Origin of the sequence: Bradyrhizobium sp. SZCCHNR1093, assembly GCF_032381175.1 — a bacterium.
Classification (GTDB): Bacteria; Pseudomonadota; Alphaproteobacteria; order Rhizobiales; family Xanthobacteraceae; genus Bradyrhizobium.
Window position 1 is genome coordinate 1 of record NZ_JAUHJJ010000008.1, and the last position, 16,617, is coordinate 16,617.

A 16,617-nucleotide genomic window follows, 5' to 3' on the forward strand; every position below is an offset into this window, starting at 1 on the left:
GACATCCCCTCTTCACTCCCCAAACGACAACGCCGCGCTGAAACCTCAGCGCGGCGTTGTCGTTTGTCTTGGTGCGTCAGCTCGCGCGGCGACATGCTGCCGGGGTCGAAGCTCGAGCCCCGCCGAGCTCTCGAGGCCAGAGTCCGCCGCCGATGACTCGCGCCGCGACTGAGGCCGGGCTAGCGATGCTAGGATGACCATGCCGCATCGGTTCGCCCGCGCGGCCAACGCGATTGAAAATGATCGAGAGGCGCGGATGGAAACGACCTCGGCGGGGCAGCCGCATCGCCTGAGCGCAATTGCGAGCTTTCATGCCCACATCTATTTCAATGATGCCACCCGAACCGAAGCCGCGCAGCTGCGGCAGTGGATTGCCGACCGCTTCCTTGTGACGCTCGGGCGTTGGCATGACGCGCTGGTCGGGCCTCACGAGCGGCCGATGTATCAAGTCGCCTTCGCGGTCGACGTGTTTCCAGTGCTGGTGCCATGGCTGATGCTCAATCATGGTCGCCTCAGCGTGCTCGTGCATCCGAATACGACGGAGCCGTTGGCCGATCACACCGCGCACGCGTTGTGGATCGGACAGCCGCTCGGCATCCGCGGCGAGAATCTTCCCTCGCACGGCGAGGCAGAGCTGCCGCGCGAGCCGAACACCACGCCGACGATCGCCGCCTGAGCTCGCGCGCGCACTGGTGGCCGCGCCGTCTCCGCACGGTCGGAGCCTGGGCGGACTTGCCGGACTACAGCGTGCGCGCGAGATCGAACGCGCGGAGAATGACCTCGGCGGCATCGATGTCGAAATTGCTCGGGCCTAGCAGGCGCGGCGCCAGCGGGCGGCGGCCGGGCAGGGCATGTCCGCCACCTTCGACGCGATACAGCGACACGCCGCCGATCACTTGGCAATCGCGCCAGCTGAGTTGCGTGACGGAGGTGTCGCTGGCGAGATCCCGATGCGGCAGCGCCGCGGCCTGGCGCACGCCGCAGCCGTCGCGCCGCGCAAAGAACTCCGCCGTCTTTTCAGCGCTCCACACCCGGCCGCGCCCGCCGCGCAGCCCGACCTCGCCGCCGCGATAGGGCACCATCGGATCAGCCGTGCCGTTGATCATGACCACCGGCACCGGCCGCGCGGCGCAGGGCGCGGTGCCATCCGGCATGTTGGCGATCACCGTGCCGATCCCGGCAAACAGCTCCGGCGCCTTGCAGGCCAGGGTGAAGCTCATCATGCCGCCATTCGAAATGCCGGCAAGATAGATGCGCCGGGGGGCGGCCGTACCGTCGGCGACGAGGTGCCGCACCAAGGCGCGGATGAAGCCGACATCATCGGGACCGCCGGAGCGGCCGTCGTTCCATTGCCGGTCGAGGCCATCGGGAAAGACCGCGGCGAAGCCATGAGCTCTCGCGGCTTCGGCAAAACCGGTCGTGCGCGCGGCGCCGGCGCCGCTGCCGAGCGCGCCATGGAGCACGATCACAGTCGGCTGCGGCGTCTTGCCCGTGGTCATCACCATCGCATGACGCGGACCATCGCTTGTGTCGATGGTGATGCCGCGCTCCGCGGCGACCGCCGTGGTCGAGACGAACAGAGCCGCTGCCATGGCGGCCATGAACGATCGGAGATGTGACGTCATGAGCATCCTTCTCGGCTGTCGGGTAACTCCCCGCGGTGGGGCTTCTGTGCGGGCGCGGCGGCCAGCACGCGCAGCCGCATCGCCCAGCTCCGGGCTGCCGCGAGGTCGCGGGCGATCGCAATCCATTCGCCAAATGCGATCCGCAACGGATTGAAGCTCGGCGCAACGCCGACGAGGCCGTAGCGCAAGGTTTCGCCGGCCGGGGCCTCGGCGAAGCTACCGAACAGCCGGTCGAAAATGATGAGCACGCCGCCATAGTTGCGATCGAGACAGGACTCGTTGGCTGCGTGGTGGACGCGGTGATGTCGCGGCGTGTTCAGCACATATTCGAGTGGACCGAGATGCGGCGCGAGCTCGGTATGGATGAAGAACTGGTAGAGCAGATTGACGCCGAGCATGCCGATGATGGCGAGCGGATGGAAGCCGAGCAGCGCCAGCGGCAGATAGAACAGGACATGACCGGAGATCTCGCTCGTCCAGCCGAGACGAATGGCGGCGGTCAGGTTCAGATGCGTCGAAGAGTGGTGCACGGCATGCGTGGCCCACAGCCAGCGAACCCGATGCGAGGCGCGATGGTGCCAGTAGTAGACGAACTCGCTGGCGAGAAACAATGCGAGCAGGGCGAGCGGCCGGCTCGCGTCGAAATCGAAGATCCTGTGGCGATAGGCGATGGCGAAGGGAAAGGCCGCGACGAGCGCGACCATTGCGCGGATCAGATGCTGTCCGATCGCGATGGCGAACGAGGCTGCGGTCTCGCGCAGGTCGTGAGTCTCGCGGCCTGCTAGCCGGCCGAGCCCATATTCCAGCGTCATGAAGCCGAGCGCCGTCAGCAGCACGATCATGCGCGTCGACGGCGGTAGGGAAGAGAAGATGGGCATGGCGCGCATCCGGCCTCATCGAATGGAGGCGGCGCGCCGGTCCGCCCCGGAGAGGCAGGCGGACCGGCGACATCGATGCTTCAGGGAGGCCGCGAGCAGCAACGCTACGGCGTCCGTTCAGCGCGTGACGGTGCGGCTGTAACTGTAGGAGTTGCCGCGCGGTCCCGTGCCCTGGCCCTGCCGGGTGCAGCTGCCGTCACTGCAGCTCGCGGAGCCGGAGCGCGACCAGCTGCGGCCGGCGGGACCTGTGCCGCCACCCTGCCAGGCGCAGGCGCCGCCGGAGCAGCTGCCGGAGCCGCCAAATGAGGTGGTGCCGCGCGGTCCGGCGACCGAGCCGCTGCGGGTCCAGGCATTCGCGTCGACCGCGGCTGCCGCCGAAAGGACTGCCACGAGCAAAATGGTCGCGATGGATGTCTTCACGTCAGTCTCCCAATTCGTTCGCGCCGGCGATCGCGTCGCCTGCAGAGGGATACTGTGCGTTGGATGTCGCGGGCGGATGCACCGCCGGTGTCGTTTGGTCGCGGTGATTGGCCGGATTGTAACGGCTTGTCACGCGATCGCCGTCCGATACCGCAACATCGAGCGGCGCGGCGGGCTCTGGTCCAGCCGCACCCTCGACGTTCCGGCGCCTGTTCAGGCCGCTACCGGCCCGTCGGTGTGCTTCACCACCTGGTCTTCGTCGCCGTGTTGACGTTGATCACCGCCGTGGCCGTGTTGGACGTGGTTGTCGCCGTGTTGTTGATCAGAGTCAGCAGCTTGTAGTAATCGACGACCTTGGCGTTGGCGACGTACATCACGTCCTTGCTGCGCATCTGGAAGCCCGAGGCCAGCAGCATGCCGGAGGGGTCGCGCAGGTTGACGTGGTAGATGGTCGGAATGCGGTCGTAGATGAAGCGGCTGGTATCGATGCCGAGCTTCTGCAGCAGCGGGCGTTCCTCGTAGCGATAGAGGAAGACCTCGGCTGGATCCGATTGCTGATCGTTCAGGCCGCCCGCCTTGCCGATCGCCTGGGCCAGCGTCAGCGTCTCCGTATCGAACGAAATCTCGGAATTGAAGCCGAAGACGTTCTGATTGAGGGCGCCGAGGGCCGTGAAGGTGGGGGATTCCCGCGTGATGTAGACGACGTCGTTCGGGCGGATGAAGATGTTCTCGCGCGGATCCTGCACCACGCGGCTGAGCAGCACGCGCACACGTTTGCCGTCCCGCTGCAGGGTCACGTAGCTTTCGATGGCCTCGTGCTTCGGGCCGCCCGCACGTGCAATCACCGCCAGCAGGCGTTCGCCCACGCTGTTGAGGGCCAGCACGCCCGGCGTATTGACGTCGCCGAGCACGCTGACCACGCTGGAATGCTGCTGGTTCAGGCTGACGACGACCTGCGGCTCGAGGGCGCGCTTCTGCAGCCGGAAGACGATGTCCTGCTCGATCTGCGGCAGAGTCCGGCCGGCGGCGGCGATCTCGCCCGCATAGGGAACGCGGATATTGCCTTGCTGGTCTACCGCCTGCGCCGGCAGATCCACGAAGTTGCCCGGACGGGCGCCGGCGGCCGTGGGCGGCGTGAACAGTCCGCCTGGGGCGGCTTCGAAAATGGAAACGTTCAGCACGTCGCCGATACCGGCGACCTGCACCGGCTTCGGCCGCTTGTCCGGAAACACGCCCTGGAACGTGACCATGTTGGGCTGCGACAGGAAGCCGATCGTCTCGGGGCTGATGTCGACCAGCGCATAGGGAAGCGCCGTGTTCGACCGCACGCTGGCCGTGGCATTGTCGTTCACTGCGTCGCTGGTCGGTCCTGTTCCGGGGAGCAAGGAACAAGCTGGCAGAAGCGCCAAGATCACCAGAGTTAGGAGCGCGCGCGAGCCACGGCAAAGGCTATGAAAGCCGCTCGGGTCCACTGCGCTGTTGCGCACAGGAGACCCCCCGCCGCCGGTCGACCCGCGCGGATTGATCAAGGCCTTCAAACCCATCCCCGAATACAGCAAAAATACGTTTCCCCACGCTGCTCCCTCCACCAAGAAGGGAGAACGTCCCACATATTTCAACCTACCCGGCGGCCATACTGGACGAAAGCGCACCGCCGGGCGGGTTGGTCCGCTTTTGCCCGGCCGTGCCAATTAGGTCACAGTCTGACCTTACCATATTACCGCAACGAGCTGTCAACTCCGCCGGAGGTCCATGGTGGACGGATGATCCGTTCGACCTAACAGGAGCCCAGCAATTTTAAGCACAAAGCCGTTGCGCAACGGTTAGCCTGAGTCGCTTCGCTCAGGCAGGGGGCGACGACATCGCAGGCCGCGCAACGAGTCGGTGAGCCAAGGCCGTCGGACGGGGCGCCCGGACCGCAAGCGGGCGGCCGGCTGTCCAAGGCCGCCGATCAAGTCTATGCTGCTGCGCCAGCCCTTGAGGCTCTTTGCAACGGAGCACGCAATTGTCGAACGTGATCAGGATCGCCGCAGCTGCTTTCGCGATCGCCTTCACGGGCCTATCCGATCCCGCGTCCGCGCGCGGCCTCTATCCGCTGACGGAGTGCGGGCCGGATCTCAGCAGACTCTGCCGGCTGCACGGGGCATTCGAGGCCACTCCGTTTCATTACAATCTCGCGATTCATCCCGGGTGTATTCGGCGTGTCGCCGTCCAGACGCCCCGGGGCGTGCTGTACCGCCGCGCGGTGGTGTGCGGAGCGCCGGAACGGCCCATGATGTGGTAACCTCGGCCCTTTCCTCGGCGTCTCCGAAGGGCGCTGGACGCTCTGCTCGGCAGCTTCATGGTCAAGCTTGGCGCGAGATGGCGGCCGCGATGGTTGATGCGGGCCGTGCTCGTTCCGACGGCTGGCGCCCGCCCCAGCCGTGTTCGGGAGTGTCGATCATCGCGCAGACGATTAAATGGGTAGTTCCGCACCGTGTTTTTACGTGATCTGAAATTAAATTAATCGTGTCCAGACGATTACGCGCGGTCGGAGACATAAAACGGTAGACTGAACAAACTAAAGCTTCAATTGTACCGGACCAAAGGTGCTTAATAAGTCCTTTCTGGCAATGCGGTAGCATTTTACTGCAAACCGTAGCGAGTGCCAGAGGTATTTAATGTCTTGCTGCCAGATGGTAAATTAACTTGTCGCGAGTGGTTAATTTAATTTCTAAAATCGAATCCGTGCATCGTCGCGATGACGGTTTGCCGGAAGTCGAGAAAAATCCCTCAAAACTCGCCAATGAGTGGGGTCCGTCCTTGTGTGACGAGCTTGGTACCGCGTTGATCGAGGATATTGAGACGGATGGCGGCGGTGGCGCTCTGAATGCTGTCCTGAAATCGCTGAATAAGATGCGCCTTGCGAAATCACGTTTCGGCCGGCCATCGTCGGGCCGTTCGCCGCAATCCGCGCTGCGGTCTCAGATCGAGCTTTGTGATGCCCTGCTCGAGGAGATCCAATCCATCAGCAGCAGCCTGGGCAAGCGCGCGAAGAAGTCCGCGGCTCCCAGGCGTCGCCCGATGGCCACGCGGCGCCGCCGCGGGACGGCTCATTTGATCGCGCCCCAGCCGGCGGTGCCGGGTCGGACCAGGCAGCAGAAATAATCGCATCGGAAATTGATCGACGCGGCGGCCGGCCGTCATGGTCGCGCCGGTTGCCGGCGCGAGGCGACAGCCGCTCAGCATCGACCCCGACGGCACATCAGATCGCCCAGTGCTGCTGTCGCTGGCAGCGACGGCCGGATGTCATCGGAACGTTCTTCAGCCGTCGTATCGCGCAAAGACGGCGCCCCGCGACAGTGCCGGCCGGAACCCATGTCACCGGTGGGCGGGGGATCGGGCCGCCGGGTGACCGCAGCCGTCCTCCACGCCACAGCCGATCGCGCGGCAGTCAGTTTCCGCTGCCGGTGGTGTGCCTGTCTCACGCCGCGCGACCCCGGATGCCGTCGGCGCGACGTGTTTGAGTCTGATTCGCATGAGCGCGCCTGAAGGATCCCGTGTTTGGCGAAGGCGCTTGATTCGCCGAATCGATGTCGGCGGCTTTGCGGCATGTTCACGATGCGGGCTCAATTAAACCAGCTCGCGACATTTTGTGCGCATGCAAAAATATCTCGATCCGGGTTATCGGGGTGCTCGCCCAAATAGGTTGTAAGCCCTCGCGGCAGCTTTGAAAAACATGGCGCGGTGAAAATGTTCAGCGACCGAATTCGGCACCGTTTGATCATCAAACCTACGTCACTTTGACGCGATCTTGCCTCAATAAGCAGCGAATCCGTTGCAAATCGTGTTGATTCGGCGACTTCTTCCAGCGTGCAGACGAATGTTGCCACAATCTGGGGGCGGTGCGACATAATTTCGGAAAAGGGGGTTGCGGGTTGATAATTGTTTGAGTTACAACCATTAGGTCTAGCCGGATTGGTATAAACTCAAATATTCAGTTTTTCCGAGCGTGAGCCACTTGCGGAACGAAATACCGAATTATATGACGTTAATTCGGCAGGATAGAGATCACAGACAAAGGTCGCTGCATGTCCACCAAGAAGATCGATTTCGAGGCGATGTCTTTCGATGACCTCTGGTCTCTCCATGAGCAGATCAGTCAGATCCTCGCCGTGAGGATCACGTCGGAGAAGCGCGAACTCGAACGTCGTCTGGCGGTTCTCAACCGCAGCCGCGGTGCCATCGAAGGCGCCGGCAGCGAGGGTGGGCAGTCCTACACCACCAGCGGCAAGGCGCGGCGGAAATATCCCCGGGTCCTGCCGAAGTATCGCAACCCACAGACCTCCGAGACCTGGTCCGGCCGAGGCAAGCAGCCGCGTTGGCTGGTGGCGGCGATCAAGACCGGGCATCGGATCGAGGAATTTGCGATCAATGGGGCTGGCGCTTCGAAAAGTCGCCGTCAGCGCGCCTGATCGGGGTAGCTTCAATCAAGCTCGTCGCGCCGATAGTTGAGCGACGCTGCGCGTCGATACCGGGCCTGATTCGCCCTCTCAGCATCCACGAACGACATGTGAGCGGTTTGACGCCGCAACGTCGCGATCCGCCGATCAAGACCTGACCGAAGTGGGCCCGTCCGATCTGCCCCGCACGGCTCCGCCGATTGGCTCGCGATCATCATCCGTTGCGAATGCGCCTAATAGGCATTGTTGCCGCGGATCAGCTCGATCGGCGTCCTCAGCAGGATCGCGACGTCGAGCGACAGGCTCCAATTGTCGATGTACCAGAGGTCGAATTCGACGCGCTGTTCGATCGACGCACGCGTGGGCGTCGGGCCGCGGCAGCCATGCACCTGCGCCCAGCCGGTCAGTCCGGGCTTGACGCGGCGACGGAACGCGTAGTTGCGCACGAGCTTGTCGAATTCGTTGTCGTGCGCCAATGCGTGGGGGCGGGGGCCGACCAGGGACATGCTGCCGTCCAGGACGTTGAGCAACTGCGGCAGCTCATCGATGCTGGTCCGGCGCAGCCAGGTCCCGAGCCGGGTGAACCGGCTGTCGCCGATCTGGGCCTGGACGATCGAAGGCCCGTCCTCGAGAACGGACATCGTGCGAAACTTGTAGATCTGAAAAGATCGGCCGTTGAATCCGCAGCGTTGCTGCCGGAACAGCACTGGCCCGGCCGAGTCGAGCTTGATGGCGATCGCCACCAGCAGGAGCAGCGGCGACATCAATGCCAGCGCGATGCCCGCCAGCATGACATCCATGAGCCGCTTGGTGGCGTGTTCAAGCGGGCTCAGCAGGCCGCGCTGCAGCTCGATGCAGACCGCATTGCCGAGTTCGCGGCACGGCCGCTTGAAGATGTCCGAAGCCGTTCCGACCGGCACGAAACTCACTGGAAACGGTAGGACTCTCAGCTCCGCGCCGAGCGTTCGCAGATCGGACCAGGGTTCGGGATTGGCGCCGACGACGATCTCTTCGATATCGGAGCCGCGCACATAATCGATCACGCTCGAAACGATCCGCTGCCGCTGATCCGGATCCGCGTCGGGCTCAGGAAGCAGGAAGTGTCGCTGGACGCGAAAGCCGGTGTCGGTGAGCACCTGGGTCAGCCCGGCGTTGTCCTTGCTTGCTTCATCGGTGATCAGAACGATGTTTCGGCCGGAAAATCGTCTCTCCGCCAGCCCCTTTGCCAGCAGATATGCGGTGGTGCGGCGATGCAGGATCAGCGTCGCGAGCCCGAACATCGCGAATACGATGCTGGTGCCGCGCGAGAATTCGCTCCCGATCTTGAGCGCGAACAGCGCGCCGGCCAGCACGAGGAACGCCGTGACCCAGGTCAGGCAGGCCGCGCGGATCTGGCGCGGCAGGATCAGGAGCTCGGCCGGCCGGTACATCCCGCGGATCTTCATCAGCGAGACGAACAGCGCCGACACGAGGATCGCCAACCCGAGCGATTTACTGACGTCGTTGGCTCCCGCCGGATCCTGCAGATGATACAGAAACCCGGACAGGACGCTCGACATGGTAATCGTTGCAATGTCCGCCGCGATCGCGAAGGGCTCCACCGAGTCGTAGTGGACGGGCCATTTCCGCCCTTGGAATTGTCGTTCCAAGAGGACGGCCGGCATGCCATTTCGATCGAGAGTCTTGGGCTGATCCACGTAATGCATGGGATGTCGGTGTTCGAAACTCGGTTAAATAGCGATTAGCCGTCATTATATGTTTTGGTATTTAATTTAAACAATTAAAAACTGCCATTGGGATTTATTCGCGCCGTCGGACGTCTCCCGATACCGCGACGAGGCCGGTGACGCCGGAATGCCGGTTCTGGAGGACGGAACGAGGCCGCTCGCCCCCTCCAAGTCGGCCCTGGCAATGCCCGCGTGACGATTTAATGTTCATGAAACGGATATTTCAATGCGGGCGGCCAAGAATGGCATTTAAAAAGAGATATAATTGGATTATTAATCCGGTGCCGGGCGCCCGCGACGCGGGTGACGCGTCCGCAGCCGACCGAATGCAGGGGGAGGTTTTCCTCGTGCAGCCGAGAGGGCGAAGCGAGGGCACGGCGAGCTGTCTTCGAGGCCGGCCGGCGAGATTGGAAGATCATGATGCTCATTTCAAAGATTGAGAACCCGAAGGACGTCGCGCCATGAAGGTCGTATTGTTCTGTGGAGGGCTCGGGACGCGGATCCGCGAATATTCCGAGAGCATTCCGAAGCCGATGATTCCGATCGGCCACCAGCCGATCCTCTGGCACGTCATGCAGTATTACAGCCAGTACGGGCACCGGGATTTCGTTCTGTGCCTGGGCTACAAGGCCAATGTGGTGAAGGACTATTTCCTGAACTACAATCAGGCGTCCACCACCGACTGCACGATCTCGCAGTTCGGCAAGAAGGTCGAGCTGCTGGGCGATCGCCCCCCGGATTGGCGGGTCTCGCTGGTCGACACCGGCATCTGGCGCAACATCGGTCAGCGACTGCGGGCGGTCCGGCACATGGTCGAGGGCGAGGAGATCTTTCTCGCCAACTACAGCGACGGCCTGACGGACGCGCCGCTGCCGGAGATGATCGATCGTTTCAAGCGCAGCGGGAAGATCGGCTGCTTCATCGCCATCCACCCGCCGATCAGCTTTCATCTCGCCGAATTCGACGCCGACGGCACCGTGGGCCGCATGGCAGCGAGCAACGATTCCAACATCTGGATCAACGGCGGCTACTTCATCTTCCGCAAGGAGATATTCGACTATATCGACGAGGGTGATGAGCTCGTCGTGCAGCCGTTCAAGCGGCTGATCGACCGCGGCGAGCTGATGGCCTACCGCTACGAAGGATTCTGGCGCGCCATGGACACGCTCCGTGACCGCCAGGTGCTCGAGGAGATGATCGAGCGCGGCGACACGCCCTGGCAGCTCGGCGCCAACCTTCCGGCGGTGGTGAACGGATGAGGGCCCTGCAGCTCGCCGGTCGCGGCGACCGGCTGTCGGTCCTGTGTCTCGGCGCGCACTCCGACGACATCGAGATCGGGGCCGGAGGCACGCTGCTGTCCTGGCTCGACCAGGGCGTCCGCCTGGATGTTCATTGGTGCGTGCTCAGCGGCAATGGCGAGCGCGGCGTCGAGGCGCGGGCGTCTGCCGACGACTTCCTTGCCGAAGCCGCCGGCCGCAATCTCGAGATCATGCAGTTCCGCGACGGCTTCTTCCCCGAGCAGGGGGAGGAGATCAAGGCCTGGTTCGAGCAGCTCAAAGGCCGGATCAACCCGGACGTCATTCTCGCTCACCGCCGCGACGACGCCCATCAGGATCATCGGCAGGTCAACCGCCTGGTCTGGAACACGTTCCGCGATCATCTCGTGCTGGAGTACGAGATTCCGAAATGGGATGGCGATCTCGGACGGCCCAATGTCTACATGCCCGTCTCCGAGCGGATCATGAAGCGGAAGGTCGCGCTGCTGATGGCGCATTTCGGCAGCCAGCGCTCCAAGCAATGGTTCGACCCGGAAACGTTCATGGGACTGGCGCGACTGCGGGGCATGGAATGCCGCGCCGCCGAGCGCTATGCCGAGGCATTCGTCGTGCGCAAGCTGTCCTTGGGGTGAACGGCGGCCGAATCCGCTGGCCGTGAGGTCCTCGCGGACGACGCATCAATGTCCGATCGGCAATGTCCGATCTGCGAGGAAGTGATCGGCGCTTGGCCGCGACGCGTGGCTGCGGCCAGCGCTCAGCCGGCCGCCCGTCGGGGAAGTTCGACGATCTCCTCTGCCGGCGGACGCTCGATTGCGGTGACCGGCACCTTCTCCAGCCAGACCTCGCGCCACCACGCATAGATGCCACGCGGGCAGAACAATCGGTTCTCGCTGTAGCGCGACTGGCAATAGACGCCGTCGAGAATGACGGCCGGTGTCTTCATCCGCCGGATGTAGCCGGTGCGCTCGTCGATGAACTTCTCGACGCGCGTTCGCACCCGGAACACCTTTCCGCAATAGGGCACCATCTCGGCGTCGAAGCCCATGCCGCGGTTGTTGGTCTGCTTGTCGATGGTGGCCAGGATGTCCTTGTGCGGGCGGACGCGGACGAGATCGCCGGGCTGCAGCCCGAGATCGGCGATCGGCGCGTCCTTGTCTGTCAGGAGATCTCCGCGCTTGCGCGGAAACGGTACGCCGCCCCACAGCGACTGGACGCGGTCGTAGACCCAGCGCGCGGGCCGGCCGAGGCGCGGACGGCGCGCCATGGTGGCGCCGACATAGGCGAAGTAGAGAAAGCCCTTCAACATCTTCGCGAGCGAGACATTGCCGGACGCGACGTCCTCGGCGTATTGCCGGGCGTCCCACCATTTGAGCGGCTGGGTGTAGGTCGGCAGCTCGGTGGCCTGGCAGGCGTAGCGCGGGCCTTTTCCCGGCTGCTGATCCGGCGACTTCGTCGCGTCCCACACCGCGCGCACCGTGCATCCGCCGGACGGCTGAGGCGCAGCCGCGCGGTCCGGGCCGGCCGGCGCGGGTTTGGTCGCGTCCACCGGGGAGAGCCACGCCTCCTTCCAGAAGATCAGGCAGGCCGCCTGGCAGCCGCCATAGGCCTCGCCGTCACAGCGGTGCTCCAGATGCACCGCGTTGGGAAGGCGCCGGCCGAGCCATTCTCCGGTATTGTATCCGGTGACCGTGTCGCAGGTCTTGTGGGCGCGCTTGTAGATCTGGAAGCGTTGACCGCACCATTTGAACATCTGCGGCATGAACGGCAGCCCTTCCAGGCGCCCGTTTGCGTCGAGAGTGGCCAGGATCTCTTCCTTGCTGCGCACTTCGACCCAGTCGCCGGCGGATAATGTCATGCTCTGTCTTTCAATGCTTAAATCAATGCGTCATCGAGGCGGGCGGGGCATCCCGCGCGGGACGCCTCATTTGCCAGTGATCGAATTAAAGCTGCCGAGATCTGCGGTCAACATTTGTCCCTTTTGTGGCGTTATTTAATTTGAGTCAATTAATTAAATCAAGAGGGCGCCTGATGCCGCGCCGGCCGGATGGTCGCGACATCAGGCGGATCGGGGTAAATACACGGGTTTTCACGGAGTTTTATGTGCGCGCCGGAGAAAGCGGCTGGCGACGTCGCTTGCTGACGGATTCACTGGACGCTGGCTAGAAAATTAAATTATAATCTATTGGAGGGTGATTTAAATTCTCGTTTTGGTTGGTGACATAGAGGGTGCGATTTTGAAGGTACTGATCACCGGAAACATGGGCTATGTGGGTCCGGTCGTCGCGCGGCATCTGCGGGCGCAGCGCCCGGATGCGACGCTACACGGCTTCGACAACGCCTATTTCGCGCACTGCCTGACCGGAGCGCCGGTTGTTCCGGAGCGATGTCTCGACGAGCAGATCCATGGCGACGTCCGCGACATGTCGCTCGACCTCCGTGGCTATGACGCCGTGGTCCAGCTGGCGGCGATCTCCAACGATCCGATGGGCAATCGCTTCCAGGAGGTGACGCTCGACGTCAACCAGAACGCCACCGTATCGCTCGCCAGGAGGGCTGCGGCGGCTGGTGTGAAGAATTTCGTGTTCGCGTCGAGCTGCAGCGTCTACGGCATCGCCGACGGACCGCCGCGCAAGGAGAGCGATCCGCTCAATCCCATCACGGCCTACGCCAAGTCGAAGATCGGATCGGAGCAGGAGCTCGCCGCCATCGACACCGGCATGACCATCACCTGTCTGCGCTTTGCGACGGCCTGCGGCATGTCGGATCGGCTGCGGCTCGACCTCGTCCTCAACGATTTCGTGGCCTGCGCGCTCACCCGTCGCCAGATTAGCGTGCTCTCCGACGGCACCCCCTGGCGCCCTCTGATCGACGTCGCCGACATGGCGCGGGCGATCGACTGGGCGATTGACCGGCCGGCGGCGACGGGCGGCCGCTTCCTCACCATCAATGCCGGCTCCGACGACCGCAACTACCAGGTCAAGGATCTCGCCAATGCGGTGGCTGCGCGAGTGCCCGGGACCAGCGTATCGATCAACACCTCCGCGCCGGTGGACAGCCGCTCCTACAAGGTCGATTTCGGCCTGTACCGCTCCCTCGCACCCGATCATCAACCGCAGGTCACCCTGGACCAGTCGATCCAGAACCTGGTCGAGGGTCTCAAGAGAATGCAGTTCAAGGATGCCGAGTTTCGCTCGTCCGATCTGATCCGTCTCAAGGTCCTGCAGGACCACATGGAGACGGCCAGGATCAACGACAGGCTGCAATGGACGTGATTGCGCCGGGCAGACGCTCGCCTCGGCCGGCAAAGACAGTGACGGAGACACCATGGAACTGACCCTTCCCACCGCCGTCGGCGTCGCGCCCAAGTGCCGGCACTGCGGCGACGACCTGACCCTCAAGCTGATCGACCTCGGCGCCTCGCCGGTCGCGAACGACTACATCGATCCGGCCAACTACATGCGCGCGGAGCCGTTCTATCCGCTGGAGACCTTCGTCTGCCGCGAGTGCCGTCTGGCGCAGACACGCGACCTCCTGGCCGCGTCCGAGATCTTCCGCGCCGACTATGCCTATTTCTCCTCGCACTCCACCTCGTGGCTCGAGCACGCGCGGCGCTACGTCGAAGCCATGGCCGATCGCTTCAAGCTCGGTCCGGCCTCGCGGCATGTCGAGATCGCGTCGAATGACGGGTATCTGCTGCAATACTCCCTCCAGAAGGGGATCGCCTGCCTTGGCGTCGAACCCTGCGAAAGCGTTGCGCTGGCTGCACGTACCAAGGGCATCGAGACCCGCATCGAGTTCTTTGGCCGCAACTATGCGACCCGCCTCCGGGAGGAGGGCTGGTCGGCCGATCTCCTCACGGCCAACAACGTGCTCGCGCACGTTCCTGATATCAATGACTTCGTCGGTGGCGTCAAAATTCTGCTGGCGCCGGAGGGCGTCGCGACCTTCGAGGTCCAGCACCTGCTGACCCTGATGCAGCGGCATCAGTTCGACACCATCTATCACGAGCATTTCTCCTATCTGTCGCTGATCGCGGGCCTGCGCATCTTCGCACGGGCGGGCTTGCGCGTTTTCGACGTCGAGCTCCCGGAAACGCATGGCGGCTCGATCAGGTTCTTCGTCTGTCACGAGGGCGCCGCTCATGCGGAGAGCCCGAACGTCGCCGACGTCCTGGCACGAGAGCGGGCCTATGGGTTGCATGACGACGCGATCTACATGGCCTGGAACGAGCAGGTCAAAGAGACGAAGCGGGCTCTGCTCGAGCTGCTGACGGCACTGAAGCGCGACAACAAGAAGATCGTCGGCTACGGTGCCCCGGCGAAGGGCGTGACGCTGCTCAATTATTGCGGGATCCGCACCGATTTCCTCGACTTCACGGTCGATCGCGCCCCGTCCAAGCAGGGCCGCTACATGCCGGGCGTTCGCATTCCGATCCTGCCGCCGGAAGCGATCTTCGAAGCCAAGCCCGACTACGTCCTGATCCTGCCGTGGAACATCAAGAGCGAGATCAAGGCGCAGATGGCGGCCATCCGCGACTGGGGCGGCCGGTTCATCGTGCCGGTCCCCAAGGCGACCATCGAGGAGTAGAGCAGGGCATTGCCGCACGATTGGGCGAAGAGTTTTGAGCCATGAGGTTTGTCCAGCTGGGACGGTCGGATGCGCGGCTGATCGAGCTTACCGTTCGCTCCGACGAGCGCGGCAGCTTCACGCGGACTTGGTGCGCGAAGACCTTTGCGGAGCAGGGCGTCGCGTTTATCCCGGTGCAGGGCAACAGCTCGGTGACCCGTCTCCGCGGCACCGTCCGCGGCATGCATTTCCAGCGCGCGCCGAAGCCCGACGCCAAGATCGTCCGCTGCAGCGCCGGCTTGATCCATGACGTCATCGTCGACATCAGACCGGATTCTGCGACGCGCGGCGAGGTCTATGCCTGTGAGCTCGGTCCCTCGACGGCGCGGATGCTCTACGTCCCCGCGGGCTTTGCCCATGGCTTCCAGACGCTGACCGACGACGTGACGGTCGAGTATCTGATGGGTGAGGACTATGTCGAGGAGCTCTCGGACGGTTTTCGGCACGACGATCCGATGATCGGCATCCGATGGCCGCAGCCGGTGACGGTGTTGTCGGCCAAGGATGCCGCCTGGCCCTCGCTTGCTGAGCGGGAGCTGTGGTGAAGCAGCATGACGGCAGCTCGGTGTCTTGGGGGAGGAATCTGGCGGCCCCGGAGCGGCCCGATCGCCTCGAAGGTTCTGACTATTTGTCGAGGAGGATCACGGAATGACGAACATTTTCGTTGATGCCATCATGCCCGATCACGAGCGGCGCCAGAAACTGTACGAGGGTGCGCTGTTCCTGTACTCGCCGACGCCCTCGCTCGATGCGCTGGTCGCGTTTGCCAGGGAGCTGATCGAGGAGGCGTTTCATCCTTACGATCCGCGGACGGCGCAATTCGAGCTTCCTGTCGAGCGCTACGTCGAGATTCTCGTCAGGCTGAAGCCATTCTTCATTCATCACGCCCGGTCGAAGGAGCTGGTGCAGGGAGCGCTCCGCGAGCTTGGCTGCGATCCCGAGCTGACCTATTTCGACGTGCCGCGGCTGCGGTCGGCAACGAGCGATGACTATCTCACCACCGGGATCGCATTCGCATTCCACCCTCATCGCGACACCTGGTACTCGGCGCCGCCGTGCCAGCTCAACTGGTGGCTGCCGGTGTATGACATCGCGCCAGACAACGGCCTTGCATTCCACCCGCGCTATTTCGACGAAGCGATCAAGAACGGCTCCAGAAACTATAACTATTACGAGTGGAACCGGACCTCGCGGGCATCGGCGGCGCAGCACATCAAGACCGATACACGGGTGCAGCCGAAGCCGGAGCAGGAGATTGCACTGGATCCGCAGATCCGGGTGATCGCGCCGAGCGGCGGTGTCACGATCTTCTCCGGATCGCATCTGCATTCGTCGGTGCCGAATACCTCGGGCGTGACGCGGTTCAGCATCGATTTCCGTACCGTGCATTTTGCCGACGTCAGCGGCAGGCGCGGCGCCGTCAACGTCGACTCGGAGTCGACGGGCACGAACCTGCGCGATTTCCTGCGGGTGACCGATCTCGCGCGGCTGCCTGAGGAGGTCGTCGCGCCGTATGATCAGGTCGAGGCGCCCCGCGATCATCTGATCTATCAGCCGACGATCGTGCCGCTGGCGACAGGCGGTCTCGCAGCCGATGCCGCGCAGGCATCGGCCTGACGGAT

Annotated in this window: 16 protein-coding genes; 10 read left to right on the forward strand and 6 right to left on the reverse strand. The window is 63.6% G+C overall.

The annotated features are described in order from the left end of the window. Positions 1-256 precede the first annotated feature (256 nt). Positions 257-676, forward strand: a complete 420-nt coding sequence (locus QX070_RS23300; protein WP_315739462.1) for a DOPA 4,5-dioxygenase family protein — start codon at positions 257-259, stop codon at positions 674-676. 64 nt (positions 677-740) lie between these two features. On the opposite strand, the gene QX070_RS23305 is transcribed toward QX070_RS23300, so the two are convergent. The 4 genes from QX070_RS23305 to QX070_RS23320 all read right to left on the reverse strand — a co-directional run bounded on the left by QX070_RS23305 (position 741) and on the right by QX070_RS23320 (position 4,533). Further along, positions 741-1,625 carry an alpha/beta hydrolase family esterase gene (locus QX070_RS23305; protein ID WP_315739463.1) on the reverse strand — a complete coding sequence of 295 codons (885 nt, stop codon included), beginning with the start codon at positions 1,623-1,625 and terminating at the stop codon, positions 741-743. Continuing rightward, positions 1,622-2,503: a sterol desaturase family protein gene (locus tag QX070_RS23310; RefSeq protein WP_315739464.1), complete on the reverse strand. Its 882-nt coding sequence runs from the start codon at positions 2,501-2,503 to the stop codon at positions 1,622-1,624. The genes QX070_RS23305 and QX070_RS23310 overlap by 4 nt, the downstream gene beginning before the upstream one ends. Before the next feature lie 117 nt (positions 2,504-2,620). Continuing rightward, complete coding sequence (locus QX070_RS23315) at positions 2,621-2,923, reverse strand: hypothetical protein (protein ID WP_315739465.1); 303 nt, start codon at positions 2,921-2,923, stop codon at positions 2,621-2,623. A gap of 242 nt (positions 2,924-3,165) precedes the next feature. Then, positions 3,166-4,533 (reverse strand): polysaccharide biosynthesis/export family protein, encoded by a 1,368-nt coding sequence (locus tag QX070_RS23320; RefSeq protein WP_315739716.1) that lies wholly within the window; start codon positions 4,531-4,533, stop codon positions 3,166-3,168. 404 nt (positions 4,534-4,937) lie between these two features. Here QX070_RS23320 and QX070_RS23325 point away from each other — a divergent pair, with 404 nt between their 5' ends. The 3 genes from QX070_RS23325 to QX070_RS23335 all read left to right on the forward strand — a co-directional run bounded on the left by QX070_RS23325 (position 4,938) and on the right by QX070_RS23335 (position 7,377). Continuing rightward, on the forward strand, positions 4,938-5,207 hold the full coding sequence (locus QX070_RS23325) for a hypothetical protein (RefSeq protein WP_409998109.1): 270 nt from the start codon (positions 4,938-4,940) through the stop codon (positions 5,205-5,207). Positions 5,208-5,611: 404 nt separating this feature from the next. After that, positions 5,612-6,070, forward strand: a complete 459-nt coding sequence (locus tag QX070_RS23330; protein ID WP_315739467.1) for a hypothetical protein — start codon at positions 5,612-5,614, stop codon at positions 6,068-6,070. A 923-nt stretch (positions 6,071-6,993) separates the two neighbouring features. Beyond that, complete coding sequence (locus QX070_RS23335) at positions 6,994-7,377, forward strand: H-NS histone family protein (protein ID WP_315739468.1); 384 nt, start codon at positions 6,994-6,996, stop codon at positions 7,375-7,377. A 221-nt stretch (positions 7,378-7,598) separates the two neighbouring features. On the opposite strand, the gene QX070_RS23340 is transcribed toward QX070_RS23335, so the two are convergent. Then, on the reverse strand, positions 7,599-9,071 hold the full coding sequence (locus QX070_RS23340; RefSeq protein ID WP_315739469.1) for an undecaprenyl-phosphate glucose phosphotransferase: 1,473 nt from the start codon (positions 9,069-9,071) through the stop codon (positions 7,599-7,601). A gap of 482 nt (positions 9,072-9,553) precedes the next feature. On the opposite strand from QX070_RS23340, the gene QX070_RS23345 reads away from it, so the two are divergent. Both QX070_RS23345 and QX070_RS23350 read left to right on the forward strand, forming a co-directional pair. Continuing rightward, the gene (locus QX070_RS23345) at positions 9,554-10,351 is read left to right on the forward strand and encodes a glucose-1-phosphate cytidylyltransferase (protein ID WP_315739470.1); all 798 of its coding nucleotides are present in this window, start codon (positions 9,554-9,556) and stop codon (positions 10,349-10,351) included. Then, positions 10,348-11,001, forward strand: a complete 654-nt coding sequence (locus tag QX070_RS23350; protein ID WP_315739471.1) for a PIG-L deacetylase family protein — start codon at positions 10,348-10,350, stop codon at positions 10,999-11,001. Before QX070_RS23345 ends, QX070_RS23350 begins: the two co-directional genes overlap by 4 nt. A 122-nt stretch (positions 11,002-11,123) precedes the next feature. Here the strand turns inward: QX070_RS23350 and QX070_RS23355 are convergent, their stop codons facing one another. After that, positions 11,124-12,224: a hypothetical protein gene (locus QX070_RS23355; RefSeq protein ID WP_315739473.1), complete on the reverse strand. Its 1,101-nt coding sequence runs from the start codon at positions 12,222-12,224 to the stop codon at positions 11,124-11,126. A 379-nt stretch (positions 12,225-12,603) separates the two neighbouring features. Between QX070_RS23355 and QX070_RS23360 the strand changes: the two genes are divergently transcribed. The 4 genes from QX070_RS23360 to QX070_RS23375 all read left to right on the forward strand — a co-directional run bounded on the left by QX070_RS23360 (position 12,604) and on the right by QX070_RS23375 (position 16,612). Beyond that, positions 12,604-13,641: an SDR family oxidoreductase gene (locus QX070_RS23360; RefSeq protein ID WP_315739475.1), complete on the forward strand. Its 1,038-nt coding sequence runs from the start codon at positions 12,604-12,606 to the stop codon at positions 13,639-13,641. 52 nt (positions 13,642-13,693) lie between these two features. Next, positions 13,694-14,956, forward strand: coding sequence for a class I SAM-dependent methyltransferase (locus QX070_RS23365; protein ID WP_315739476.1), 1,263 nt, complete (start codon positions 13,694-13,696; stop codon positions 14,954-14,956). Between the two features lie 41 nt (positions 14,957-14,997). Next, positions 14,998-15,540 carry a dTDP-4-dehydrorhamnose 3,5-epimerase gene (locus QX070_RS23370; protein WP_315739478.1) on the forward strand — a complete coding sequence of 181 codons (543 nt, stop codon included), beginning with the start codon at positions 14,998-15,000 and terminating at the stop codon, positions 15,538-15,540. A gap of 103 nt (positions 15,541-15,643) precedes the next feature. Then, a complete protein-coding gene (locus QX070_RS23375) occupies positions 15,644-16,612 on the forward strand; it encodes a phytanoyl-CoA dioxygenase family protein (RefSeq protein ID WP_315739479.1) in 969 nt (322 codons plus the stop codon). The last annotated feature ends 5 nt before the right edge of the window (positions 16,613-16,617 follow it).